Source organism: Sulfitobacter dubius (assembly GCF_027214245.1).
Classification (GTDB): domain Bacteria; phylum Pseudomonadota; class Alphaproteobacteria; order Rhodobacterales; family Rhodobacteraceae; genus Sulfitobacter; species Sulfitobacter dubius_A.
The window spans coordinates 317364-329656 of sequence record NZ_JAPWHM010000005.1 but is presented as its reverse complement, the minus strand read 5'-3'; the positions used below and the strand labels follow the sequence as shown (position 1 = coordinate 329656).

Here is a 12293-nt window from a genome sequence, read left to right as displayed (position 1 = left end):
GGGGCTGGCCTTTTCGATTCCATGCTGGCGTCGATTAAACGACGAATTGCGCCCCATTGGCTGAGATAGTCGAACCATTGATGAAGCCCGCGTCGTCCGAGACGAGAAAGGCCACGGCGCGGGCGATTTCCTCAGGCTCCCCCAGACGCCCTGCGGGGATCTGCGCGATGATGCTTTCGCGGACCTTCTCGGGCACGGCCATGACCATATCGGTCGCGATATAGCCGGGGCAGATCGCATTGGCAGTGATGCCTGCGCGCGCGCCCTCTTGGGCCAATGACTTCACGATGCCCAGATCGCCCGCCTTGGTCGCGGCATAGTTCACTTGGGCGAACTGACCTTTCTGGCCGTTGATCGAAGAGATCACGACGACACGGCCGAACTTCCGCTCACGCATGCCGGGCCAGACCGGGTGGATCGTGTTGAACACCCCGGTGAGGTTGGTGGCGATGACCTCGTTCCACTGGTCGGGGGTCATCTTGTGGAAAGGCGCATCGCGGGTGATGCCCGCGTTGGCGACAACCACCTCGATGGGGCCAAGATCGGCCTCGACCTGTTCGATCCCCGTTTTAGAGGCGTCGTAATCTGCCACGTTCCATTTATAGGTCTTGATCCCGGTCTCTTCGGTGAATTTTGCGGCGGCTTCGTCATTGCCCGCATAGGTGGCGGCGACGGTATAGCCTTTGTCTTTCAGCGTGGTCGAAATGGCCGCGCCAATCCCGCGACTTCCCCCGGTGACCAAAGCGATGCGTGACATATAATCCCTCCCTCAAGGTAATGTTCTTGCAATTGCATGTTTTGGCGCGCAACAAAATTGCGCGCCAACTGTAGTTCTAGGGGCGCTCAAGACACATGGCAACACCCATACCGCCGCCGATACACAGCGTTGCCAAACCTTTTTTGGCCCCGCGGCGCTGCATTTCGAACAGCAGAGTATTGAGCACGCGCGCACCGGAGGCGCCGATGGGGTGCCCGATCGCGATTGCACCGCCGTTGACGTTCACAATTTCCGGATCCCAGCCCATTTCCTTGTTCACAGCGCAGGCCTGCGCGGCGAAGGCTTCGTTGGCTTCCACAAGATCGAGGTCTTCTGGTTTCCAACCGGCTTTTTCCAACGCCTTGCGCGAGGCATAGACGGGGCCGACGCCCATGATCGACGGGTCGAGACCTGCCGTGGCATAGGAGGCAATGCGCGCCAACGGGGTGATGCCGCGCTTTTCGGCGTCATCCGCGCTCATCAGCAGGGCACCGGCTGCACCGTCGTTCAGGCCCGAGGCGTTGGCCGCAGTGACCGAGCCGTCTTTGGTAAAGGCAGGGCGCAGCTTTTGCATGGCTTCCATGGTGGCCCCATGGCGGATGTATTCGTCCTGATCGACGACAGTCTCGCCTTTGCGGGTTTTGATCGTGTAGGCGACGATCTCATCCGCGAATTTGCCAGCTTTCTGCGCGGCCTCGGCCTTGTTTTGCGAAGCGACGGCGAATTCATCCTGCTGGTCGCGGGAAATCTGCCATTTTTCGGCGACGTTTTCGGCGGTTTGGCCCATGTGGTAGCCGTTGAACGCATCCCACAGACCGTCGCGGATCATCGTGTCGATGAACTGCAGATCGCCCATCTTCTGACCCGCACGCAGGTTCTGCGCGTGGGGGCTGAGGGTCATGTTCTCCTGACCGCCAGCGGCGACGATGTTCGCATCCCCCAGTTGGATGTGCTGGGCCGCCAATGCCACGGCGCGCAGGCCCGAGCCACAGACTTGGTTGATGCCCCAAGCGGCGCTTTCTTTCGGCAGGCCCGCATTGATATGCGCCTGACGCGCGGGGTTCTGGCCTTGGGCGGCGGTCAGCACCTGCCCCAAAATGGTCTCAGAGACTTCGGACGGGTCGACCCCGGCGCGGGCCACCAGTTCTTTTAGAACGGCGGCACCCAGATCATGGGCGGGTGTATTGGCAAACGCCCCGCCGAAACTGCCCACGGCGGTACGGGCGGCGGATGCGATGACGACATTGGTCATGATGTGACTTTCCTCTACCTTGTTGGGCGGGGGCACACCGACACGCGCCATCGTCGGGCGTGGGCGCTCCCGTCCCTCTAAGCTAGTGATAGCGGATGCGCTGCAATGCGGCAACTGGGCAGGCAGCGGCACGCTGCCGACATGGCGTTACCCTCTTTGCCCGGTCAGCCTGTGGCGCGCATGCGGTCGAACCCAAGCCAGGCGGGCCGGGTCGTGGGGGCGGCAAAATGGTAGCCCTGCAAACCGTCGACACCCATCTCGACCAGGACCGCTGCGTCAGCTGCGTTCTCCACGCATTCGGCCACGGTGAGCATGTCGAAATGTGTGGCGATCGACATCAGCGCGGCGGTCAGGGCGCGGTTGTCGGGGTTTGTCGCGATGCCCCGAATGAACTGCCCGTCGAGTTTCAGGATGTCGAAGTAGAAATCCTTGAAATAGCGGATCGCCGTTTGCCCCGCACCGAAATCATCCATGGCAAAGCAGATGCCATAGGGCTGCAATTGATCCATAAAGTTCGCCACCAGTTCCGGCACCATCATGGCGGAGCTTTCGGTAATCTCTAGAATCAGCCGTTCGCCCAAGGTCGCGTCGCGGGCCAGCCAGTGGCGCAAGACGCGGGTCCATTCCTGATACCCGATGGAACGGGCCGACATATTGATCGACAGCCGCAATCCGGGGTGGTGGTACAGCGCGTTCAGCCCGAGGCGCAGGGCCAGAACATCCACCTGCCGACCCGTTTCTGTATCTTCAATGACCGGCATGAAATCCTTGGCCGGGATCACGCGGCCGGTGGGGTCAAGCAGGCGGATCAACCCCTCGTGAAAGGCGATGGACGTCGGATCGCTGGCCCGCACGACCGGCTGGAAAGCCAGCAGGGTCTGACGGTGCGCCACGGCGTCGCGCACCATTTCCAGCGTCGCGGCATCGCGTTGCGTGATCGCGTGGTTAAGCGGGCTGTCCCCTCCGGGGGGGATATCGGCGATAGGGCGTTGGAATCGACGGGGCACGGCGGTACTCTTCTTTCTGTCCTGCCGTCGGTATGGGCGCAAAGGAGATAACACGGTCTTAATCAGCGGTGATTTCCGCGGTGGATCACGCGAGAGGGTTAAGATGCAGCGCTGTGACTGGGCCGGGGACGACCCGATTTACCAAGCCTACCATGACACCGAATGGGGTGTGCCCGAATATGACAGCCGTGCGTTGTGGGAAAAGCTCATTCTCGACGGATTTCAAGCCGGACTAAGCTGGATCACGATCCTCAAAAAGCGGGACAATTTCCGGGCGGCCTTTGCCGGGTTCGATCCGCATCAGATCGCCGAGTGGGGCGAGGCGGATGTCACGCGCCTGCTGGGCAATCCGGGCATCATCCGCCACCGGGGCAAGATTGAGGCCGCGATCACCAATGCCCGTGCTTGGCAGGAACTAGAGGCACGCGAGGGCTTTGACGGCTTCATGTGGCGCTATGTGGATGGGGTGCCGTTGCAGCCCGGCTTTGCCACACAGGCTGAGGTGCCGCCGAAAACTGCGCTGTCAGAACAAGTGAGCAAAGACCTGAAGAAAGCCGGTTTTAAATTTTGTGGACCGACGATCACCTATGCGTGGATGGAGGCCTGCGGGCTGGTGAATGATCACATTCTGACCTGCCACCGACACGGCCCCTGTGCCGCGATGGCGCGTTAAGGCAGGGCGTATCGTCTTCGCTGAAATCCCCCGTTGACTCCCGGCCATGGCACCGTATAAGCGCCCCTTCATTGGTGTTGGTGGACCCCGCAAGGGGAAGCCTGTCGGGCTTCGGCCAAAGGACAACGCCCTTTACCGCCCCTCGGGGCCTTATAAAGGAGAACAGCCGTGACCAAACGCACAGCTGCCAAGCACAAACTAGACCGCCGCATGGGCGAAAACATCTGGGGCCGTCCGAAATCCCCGGTGAACCGTCGTGAATACGGCCCCGGCCAGCACGGCCAGCGCCGTAAAGGCAAGATTTCCGATTTCGGTATCCAGCTGCGCGCCAAGCAGAAGCTTAAAGGCTACTACGGCGACCTGACCGAAAAGCAGTTCCGCCGCATCTACGGCGAAGCCGAGCGTGTTAAAGGCGATACAGGTGAAAACCTGATCGGTCTGCTTGAGCGTCGTCTGGACGCCGTTGTGTACCGCGCCAAGTTCGTTGCAACCGTTTTCGCAGCGCGCCAGTTCGTGAACCACGGCCACGTTCGTGTGAACGGCAAAAAAGTGAACATCCCCTCCTACCGCGTGAAAGAGGGTGACGTCATCGAAGTGCGTGACCGTTCCAAGCAGCTGGCTTCCGTTCTTGAAGCCGTTCAGCTGCCCGAGCGTGATGTGCCTGACTACCTTGAGCCGGATCACTCCAAGCTGACAGCAACCTTTGTGCGCACACCCGGCCTGTCCGACGTGCCATACCCGGTTGTCATGGAGCCGAACCTCGTTGTGGAATTCTACGCGAAGAACTAAGTTTCTTCGCCCGTCGAATACCGAAAGGCCGTGTGGTGCAAACCGCGCGGCCTTTTTCTTTGCGCGGGGCTGGGCTGGGGCGCAGCGATGCAACAGGCTGTCCGGCGGAAGCGCAGATGCAGAATGATTCTGGCATCACCGCTGTCGCCCCGATAGAAGGGCGGCAGTAGCGTGAGGAAAAGAGCGAGATGACACAGATCGCACCGCAACCGGGCATTATGGAGATTGACCTTTACCAAGGGGGTGCGGCGCATGTCGCGGGCCTTGAGAATGTGGTCAAACTCAGCTCGAACGAAAACCCGCTGGGGCCAAGCCCTGCCGCCGTCGAAGCCTATCGCCGCGCGGCCTATGATCTGCATCGCTATCCGTCTTCCGATCATAGCGCGCTGCGCGCCTCCATCGCCGAGGTGTTGGGCCTTGATGCAGGGCGGATCATCTGCGGCGCGGGCTCGGATGAAATCATCGCCTTCCTTTGCCAAGCCTATGCCGGACCGGGGACCGAGGTGGTGCACACCGAACACGGCTTTGCCATGTACCGTATCTCGGCCCTCGCCGCCGGGGCGACGCCCGTGGAGGTGCCCGAGCGTGAGCGGGTGACCGATGTCGACGCGATCCTCGCCGCCTGTACCGATGCGACGCGGCTGGTGTTCATCGCCAACCCCAACAACCCCACCGGCACGATGATCGGTCTGGCCGAGATCGAACGGCTGGCCGAGGGGCTGCCGCCGCAGGCGCTTCTGGTGCTCGACGGGGCCTATGCCGAATATGTCGAGGGCTACGACGGCGGGGCCGCACTGGTGGACCGGCGCGATAACGTGGTGATGACGCGCACCTTTTCCAAGCTCTACGGGCTGGGCGGTCTGCGCATCGGTTGGGGCTATGGACCCGCCCATGTGATCGACGTGCTGAACCGCGTGCGGGGGCCTTTCAACCTCTCGCAGGCCGCACTTAACGCCGCCGAAGCGGCGATGCGGGATCGGGCATATACCGACCACTGCCGGGCCGAGAACGCCCGCTGGCGCACATGGCTCGCCGATGCGCTGGCCGAGATCGGCGTGGCCTCGGATGTCTCGCTTGCCAATTTTGTGTTGGCCCGTTTCGCCAATCAGGCCGAGGCGGAGGCCTGCGACGACTACCTCAAGTCCCAAGGGCTGATCGTGCGCCGGGTGGCGGGATACAACTTGCCCAACTGCTTGCGCATCACCGTAGGCGACGAAAGCGCCTGCCGCCGGGTGGTCCATGCGGTGCGGCAGTTCAAGGGGGGCAGCTGATGGCTCAGGTCTATGACAGGGTCGCTCTGATCGGGCTGGGGCTGATCGCTTCCTCGCTTTTCTGGGCAATGAAACGCGGCGGGCTGGCGGGCGAAGTCACAGGCTATGCCCGTAGCGACGAGACCCGCGCGACGGCGCGCGAGATCGGCCTCTGCGACCGCGTCTGTGACAGCGCCGCCGAAGCCGTTAGGGGCGCCGATCTGGTGGTGCTCTGCGTACCGGTGGGCGTCATGGGGGCCGTCGCCGCCGAAATCGCGCCGCATCTGGCCCCCGGTGCCACGGTGACGGATGTGGGTTCGGTCAAGGCCGACGTGATCGCGCAGGTGGGGCCGCATCTGCCCGAAGGCGTGCATTTCATCCCCGCGCACCCGCTGGCAGGGACCGAACACTCCGGCCCGCGCAGCGGCTTTGCCGAGCTTTTCGACAACCGTTGGTGTCTGCTGGTCCCAGTCGAGGGGACAGACAAGGACGCCATCGCGCGGCTGCGTGCGCTTTGGGAAGGGGCGGGGGCGAATGTCGAGGAAATGGACGCCGAGCATCATGATCTGGTGCTCGCGGTTACCTCTCATGCGCCGCACCTCATCGCCTATACGATGGTGGGCGTGGCCGACGACCTGCGCCGGGTGACCGACAGCGAAGTCATCAAATATTCCGCCGCCGGTTTTCGGGACTTCACCCGCATCGCGGCGAGCGATCCGACCATGTGGCGCGATGTGTTCCTGACCAACAAGGACGCCACGCTGGAGATCCTCGGCCGCTTCACCGAAGAACTTTTTGCCCTGCAACGCGCGATCCGCACCGGTGACGGCGATCATCTGCACGCCTATTTCACCCGCACCCGCGCGATCCGGCGCGGCATTATCGAGGCGGGGCAAGACACCGACGCGCCAGACTTTGGCCGGGGGGCACGCAAGTCATGAAGGGCTGGGCTGTCCTGCCGCTGATCGTGCTGGGGCAAGTCGCCCTCGCTGCGGGGCCGGACAGTTCGCAACGCCCGGTCCCGCGAGACAACGGGGACACCTTGCCGCTGATCGTCGTGCCCTCGGGTGCGATCGAACAGCCCAAACGTGACCCCGCTGCCCGGGCTGCTGCTGAAGGGGGGCGGGGGTTGGAAAATTCGCTTCGTCCCGCGCTGCGCAGCCGCAAGATTGAGAAAACCGCCCGCGCACGTCGGCAGATGTTGGCCAAGGGGGCAGTTTGCGGAGACTTGGCAATACAGGGCACGCCAGTGGGCCGGGTGCCCGGCAAGATCAACGGTTGCGGGATCGAGAACGCAGTCAAGGTGCGCTCCGTCTCTGGCATCAAGCTCAGCAATGCCGCGGTGATGGATTGCACCACGGCCAAGGCGCTGGACACATGGGTGCGCCAGTCGGCGGTGCCTGCCTTGGCGGGACAGGGCGGCGGGCTCAGAGAGCTGCGGGTCGCTGCGCATTACGCTTGCCGCACGCGCAACAACCGTAAGGGCGGCAAGATATCAGAGCACGGAAAGGGCCGCGCGATTGATATCTCCGGGTTTGAACTGGCGGACGGCAGCTTGATCACCGTGTTGAAAGGTTGGCGCGCTCGCCGCAGCAGCAAGGCGATGCGGCGGATACACCGGGGTGCTTGCGGGCCGTTCGGCACGGTGCTTGGGCCAGAAGCAGACCGCTATCACCAAGACCATTTCCATTTCGACACGGCGCGGTATCGCAGCGGCAGCTACTGCCGCTAAGGCCCGCTTACGGCTGGATCAATCGCGGTGCCGGGCCAAGCGGAAGGCCCGCAAGGACCATCTGCCCATCGGCAAAGACCAGATCAAGATCCAGTCCGCCCGGCGTGCCACCTCGCGCCTCCAACAGCCGCAGCATGGTATTCACCTGCCCGCGCATGGAGGGCGGCAGGAAGCCCCCACGCTCGCCCGCATCAAGCAGTTTGGACCAATTGGTGACCCGCAGGCTCAGCACCCCCTCGGGAATGCCCTCGGCATCAAAGGTCAGCGCCCCTTCGGCGCCCAGTGCCACGTCGCCCCATGCGGCATCGACATTCTCAACCGTCAGCGCGTTGATCTGCGGCAGGGTGCCCGCCGCCGCGCTATGACGATCCAGCGGACGGGCAAAGGTCACGGCCATCCGCGCAGACAGGATCGGCTGCCCGCCGGGCTGCACCGCGCTGTCCCCCAAAACCTTGCGCAGCAGCGGGCCGGGTGTAATGCCGCCGGGCAGCAAGGCAATGTCATAGTCCCGCGCCGCGCCCGAAGACTGCGTGACCCGCATCCGGGGCTCTTCGGCTTCCAGCAACAGCCCGTCGGGGCCATTGACCTCAAGATGCGTGCTGCGCAGCTCAATCGCTTCTAGTTGAAGCGTGGTCCCGGGGTGCAGCGCCAGATCGGCACGCAGGTCACGTATGTTCAGCGTCAAGGGCAGCGCGCCCGCAGGCAGCGCGGCGCTTGCGACCGAGGCGCGCGCAGAAAGGTCGCCGGGCCACCAGACCGGGGCGGAAAGATCAAGCTGCGGGGCCTCAAATGCCAAGCTGCGGGCGGGGGCCGCCACGGCAAGCCCGCTCAGCCGGTTTTGCAAGGAGAGGGGGAATCCCGATTTGCTGATGTCCTCGAGCGTAACCTCCCACCCCGTCGCGCGGCGGGTGTCGAGCAGGCCGGTCAGGGTGCTTTGCATCTGCGTCGTCGCAGTGGCCCACCACGCGCCCCAAAGTACGGCGAGCACAATCAGCAGCCAAACCAGTTTCCGCATTTCGATAGCCCTTCAAATCGTGCTTCAGATGCGGTTTACCGAAGGCCAGCAAAAAGGACCAGCAGGATGACAATGTGGGTATTTGGCTATGGCAGCCTTTTGTGGAACCCCGGTTTTGAGGTGGCGGAAAGCGTGATCGCCACGCTGCCGGGCTATGCGCGGTCGTTCTGCATGCGTTCGATCCACCACCGCGGCACGGTGGAGCAGCCGGGGCTGGTGCTGGCGCTCGACGAATCTGTCCGCTCGGCCTGCGAAGGCATGGCGATGCGCGTGGCTGCGGGCCACGAGGCGCAGACGCTGGACTATCTGCGCGAACGTGAGCTAATCTCCTCGGCCTATGTGGAGAAAAACCTCACTGTGCATCTGACCGACGGCCGCGACGTGGAGGCGGTGACCTATGTGATCGACGCGGCGCATGACCAGTATTGCGGCGGCTTGCCACTGGAAGAACAGGCCCAGATCATTGCTCGCGCCGTAGGCGGACGCGGGCCAAATACCGAGTATTTAATCAACACTGCCGTGCATCTTGCCGAAGTGGGCTTGCATGACCCCGCGTTGGAGTGGTTGCATGATCGCGTAAAGGCTTTAGCCTCATAAAAACTTGGCAACTCCTCGCTGTTTCAGTGTAAGCTGCGCCAAGAGCAGAATAGAGGGTCAGGAAAGGCCGCATGGCACAGCCAGACCGCAAGGCAAAACCGCAGTTTTCACAACCGGTGCGTCAGATTTCATTGATGCTGATCGTATTGGCATTGACCGGCGTAGGGGCATTTTTGGCCCTGCCCAGCGTGCTGCCGATCTTCGCCGCGAACCCATGGCTTAATGGGGTCATCATCTTTGTTTTCGTCGTCGGTGTGCTGGCCTGTTTCTATCAGGTGACGCAGCTGATCGGCTCTGTCCGCTGGATTGAGGATTTCGCCGCTGACAATTCCGAACCCGACGCGCAACCGCCACAGTTGCTGGCGCCTTTGGCATCGCTGTTGCGCCAACGCGGTGCGCGGATGCAGGTCAGTACAGCCTCCACCCGATCAATCCTCGACTCTGTCGCCTCACGTATTGACGAGGTGCGCGAGATCACGCGCTATATCGTCAACATGCTGATTTTCCTCGGCCTTCTCGGCACCTTCTACGGGCTCGCCACGACGGTGCCTGCGGTGGTCGACACGATCCGCTCGCTCGCCCCCGGCGAGGGGGAGGCGGGGGTTGATGTCTTTGGTCGCCTGATGACCGGGCTTGAGGCGCAGTTGGGCGGCATGGGCGTGGCCTTTGGCTCATCGCTTTTGGGGCTTGCGGGGTCTCTCGTCGTCGGGCTTTTGGAGCTTTTTGCGGGCCATGGTCAGAACCGTTTCTATCAAGAGCTCGAAGATTGGCTGAGCTCCATCACGCGGGTCGGGCTGACCTCGGGCGACGATGTGGGCGACCAAAATATCATGGCCAGCGTGATGGACCAGATGGTCGAACAGATGGCCGAAATGCAGCAGATGTTCACCCAGTCCGACGTCAGCCGCGCTATGGTCGACGACAAGCTGGGCAAGCTTGCCGATGCCGTGGACCGGATGACAACGCGGATGGAGCATGACACGACGACGAACAGCGCGCTTGATCGGGTGGCCGACGGGCAAGACCGGTTGATTGCCGTGCTCGAAGGGCAAGTGGCGGGCGAGGGGATCGACGCGGAGAGCCGGATGCGGCTGCGCTCAATCGACGTTCAGATGCTGCGCATTCTCGAAGAGATTTCTGCCGGGCGGCAAGAGACGATGGCCGAATTCCGCAAGGATATCTCACTGCTGGCCAAGGCGCTTTCCGGGCAGCGTGCGCCTGAGGCCCGTCGCCTGCGGGCCGGCGATGTCCCCGGTGGCGGGGACCAGTAATGGCACTTTCCCGGCGGACAGGCGCACGGTTTCAGGGCTCGATCTGGCCGGGGTTCGTCGATGCGATGACCGGGCTTTTGCTGGTTCTGATGTTCGTGCTGACGATCTTTATGGTCGTGCAATTCGTCCTGACCGAACGCATCAGCGGCCAAGAGAGCGAGTTGAACGAACTGGCCGGAGAGGTCGCGGCTCTTGCTCAAGCGCTTGGCGTCGAGGAACGCACCACCGCGCGGCTAGAGGCCCGGCTTGGCGCGCTGACCGCCTCGCTGAACGATGCCCGCGATGAGGTTTCGCGCCAAGAAGCGGTGATCGCCGGGCTGACCTCTGAACGCGACGCGCAAGAGGCCGCGTTGCAGGCCGCCGAGGCCGAGATCACCGGGTTCGAGGCGCGGGTGGCGGCCCTTTTGGCTTCGCAGGCCGAAGATCAGGCGCGCATCGGAAGCTTGGAAGACCGCGAAGCCGCGTTGCTTGATGAGCAAGAGGCGCTGAACCTCGCGCTGAGCACCGCGCGGGAAGAGATCGACGCGCAGGCGGAAACGGCCCGGCTGGCCGCGGCAAAGCGCGAGGCGTTGGATGCGCTGGTGGCCGATCTGCGTGCCCAAAACGCTGAAACCGAGGCGGAGGTCGCAGCACTGTACGCCGAGGTGGCAGAGGCCGAAGAGGCGCTCAGCGCCGAGGAAGCCGCCCGTCTGGCCGAAGCCGCAGCGGCACAGGCATTGCGCGACCGGCTTGAGGACGCGGATGCGGAATTGACGGCCATGACCCTTTCCCTTGAGGCGCAGCGCAAGAAGGCCGAAGACACCTTGACCTTGCTGGCCGCCGCGCGCGCGGCGCGAAGCGATCTGGACAGCGAACTCGCCGCAGCCCTGCTGAGGTTGGAGACGGCTGAACAAAGCGGTGCAGGTCTGGAGGCCGAGCGCGCCGCCTTGGCCGAAGAGTTGGACGCGGCAGAGGGCACCGAAGAGGACTTGCGCGCACAACTGGCACAGGCGGAGGTGACCGAGCAGGCGTTGAATGCCCGCTTGGCCGAGGCGCTGGCCCGCGTGCAGAGCCTTGAACAAGAGGGTGAAGCGCTGAGCGGCTCGCAGTCGGATCTGCGCGAACGTCTGGCGCAGGCGCTGGCGGCAAAGCTTGCCGCTGAAACGCTGGCCGAGGACAAGACCACCGCCGCCGAGCGCCGCGCCGCTCTTCTGGCGCAGGCCGAAGCGACCTTGGCCGACGAGAAGGCAGTAAGCGCCGAGGCACAGCGTCAGACCGAATTGCTGAACCAGCAGGTCGCGGAACTGCGCGCGCAACTGGGCAACCTACAGGCGCTGCTCGACGATGCCGTGGCGCGGGATGCGGCGAGATCGGTTGAGTTGCAATCGCTTGGGTCCGAGTTGAACACAGCGCTGGCACGGGTGGCGGCAGAGGAACGGCGTCGCGCCGAGCTCGAAGCGGCGGAGCGAAAGCGGCTGGAGGAGGAGAGCAAGAACCTCGCCCAGTACCGCTCGGAATTCTTTGGCCGGTTGCGTGACCTTCTGGGCAATCAGGAGGGCGTGCGGATCGAAGGCGACCGATTTGTCTTCTCTTCCGAGGTGCTTTTCGGGCCGGGCAGTGCGGTGCTGAGCCAAGACGGGCAGGGCGAGATTGCCAAGGTGGCGGGCATTCTGCGCAGCGTGGTGGGTGATATCCCGGCAGAGATCGACTGGGTGATCCGGGTCGACGGTCATACCGACAATGTGCCGCTTTCCGGCTTTGGGGAGTTTGCGGACAACTGGGAACTCAGCCAAGCGCGCGCGCTTTCGGTCGTCAAATATATGGTCAATTTCCTCGGCATCGCGCCGGATCGTTTGGCTGCCAATGGCTTTGGCCAGTATCAGCCCGTGGCTGAGGGCAATACGGAGGCCGCGCGGGCGCAGAACAGGCGGATTGAGCTCAAGTTTACCGAGAAGTGAGCGGGGGGAAGCC

12 protein-coding genes are annotated in these 12293 nt (G+C 63.3%); 8 read left to right on the top strand and 4 right to left on the bottom strand.

Annotated features, from left to right (window positions below; genetic code table 11):
- Nucleotides 1-34: 34 nt before the first annotated feature.
- The 3 genes from phbB to O4H31_RS14515 form a co-directional block, all read right to left on the bottom strand.
- Nucleotides 35-757 carry an acetoacetyl-CoA reductase gene (gene phbB, locus O4H31_RS14525; protein ID WP_269346905.1) on the bottom strand — a complete coding sequence of 241 codons (723 nt, stop codon included), beginning with the start codon at nt 755-757 and terminating at the stop codon, nt 35-37.
- A gap of 76 nt (nt 758-833) precedes the next feature.
- Complete coding sequence (locus O4H31_RS14520) at nt 834-2009, bottom strand: acetyl-CoA C-acetyltransferase (RefSeq protein ID WP_067629601.1); 1176 nt, start codon at nt 2007-2009, stop codon at nt 834-836.
- Nucleotides 2010-2173: 164 nt separating this feature from the next.
- Entirely contained in the window at nt 2174-3016 is an 843-nt protein-coding gene (locus O4H31_RS14515) for an EAL domain-containing protein (RefSeq protein WP_269346903.1), read from the bottom strand.
- A 103-nt stretch (nt 3017-3119) separates the two neighbouring features.
- Between O4H31_RS14515 and O4H31_RS14510 the strand changes: the two genes are divergently transcribed.
- The 5 genes from O4H31_RS14510 to O4H31_RS14490 all read left to right on the top strand — a co-directional run bounded on the left by O4H31_RS14510 (nt 3120) and on the right by O4H31_RS14490 (nt 7460).
- Nucleotides 3120-3689, top strand: coding sequence for a DNA-3-methyladenine glycosylase I (locus tag O4H31_RS14510; protein WP_269346901.1), 570 nt, complete (start codon nt 3120-3122; stop codon nt 3687-3689).
- A 168-nt stretch (nt 3690-3857) separates the two neighbouring features.
- Complete coding sequence (rpsD, locus tag O4H31_RS14505) at nt 3858-4478, top strand: 30S ribosomal protein S4 (RefSeq protein WP_269346899.1); 621 nt, start codon at nt 3858-3860, stop codon at nt 4476-4478.
- A 188-nt stretch (nt 4479-4666) separates the two neighbouring features.
- Nucleotides 4667-5749, top strand: coding sequence for a histidinol-phosphate transaminase (gene hisC / locus O4H31_RS14500; protein WP_269346897.1), 1083 nt, complete (start codon nt 4667-4669; stop codon nt 5747-5749).
- Nucleotides 5749-6669 carry a prephenate/arogenate dehydrogenase family protein gene (locus O4H31_RS14495; RefSeq protein ID WP_269346895.1) on the top strand — a complete coding sequence of 307 codons (921 nt, stop codon included), beginning with the start codon at nt 5749-5751 and terminating at the stop codon, nt 6667-6669. The genes hisC and O4H31_RS14495 overlap by 1 nt, the downstream gene beginning before the upstream one ends.
- The gene (locus O4H31_RS14490) at nt 6666-7460 is read left to right on the top strand and encodes an extensin family protein (RefSeq protein ID WP_269346893.1); all 795 of its coding nucleotides are present in this window, start codon (nt 6666-6668) and stop codon (nt 7458-7460) included. Before O4H31_RS14495 ends, O4H31_RS14490 begins: the two co-directional genes overlap by 4 nt.
- 7 nt (nt 7461-7467) lie before the next feature.
- Here the strand turns inward: O4H31_RS14490 and O4H31_RS14485 are convergent, their stop codons facing one another.
- Nucleotides 7468-8475: a DUF2125 domain-containing protein gene (locus tag O4H31_RS14485; protein ID WP_269346891.1), complete on the bottom strand. Its 1008-nt coding sequence runs from the start codon at nt 8473-8475 to the stop codon at nt 7468-7470.
- Between the two features lie 66 nt (nt 8476-8541).
- On the opposite strand from O4H31_RS14485, the gene O4H31_RS14480 reads away from it, so the two are divergent.
- From O4H31_RS14480 to O4H31_RS14470, 3 genes are all read left to right on the top strand, one after another.
- On the top strand, nt 8542-9072 hold the full coding sequence (locus O4H31_RS14480; protein ID WP_269346889.1) for a gamma-glutamylcyclotransferase: 531 nt from the start codon (nt 8542-8544) through the stop codon (nt 9070-9072).
- 71 nt (nt 9073-9143) lie between these two features.
- Entirely contained in the window at nt 9144-10343 is a 1200-nt protein-coding gene (locus tag O4H31_RS14475; protein ID WP_269346886.1) for a biopolymer transporter ExbB, read from the top strand.
- The gene (locus tag O4H31_RS14470) at nt 10343-12280 is read left to right on the top strand and encodes a peptidoglycan -binding protein (RefSeq protein ID WP_269346884.1); all 1938 of its coding nucleotides are present in this window, start codon (nt 10343-10345) and stop codon (nt 12278-12280) included. Before O4H31_RS14475 ends, O4H31_RS14470 begins: the two co-directional genes overlap by 1 nt.
- The last annotated feature ends 13 nt before the right edge of the window (nt 12281-12293 follow it).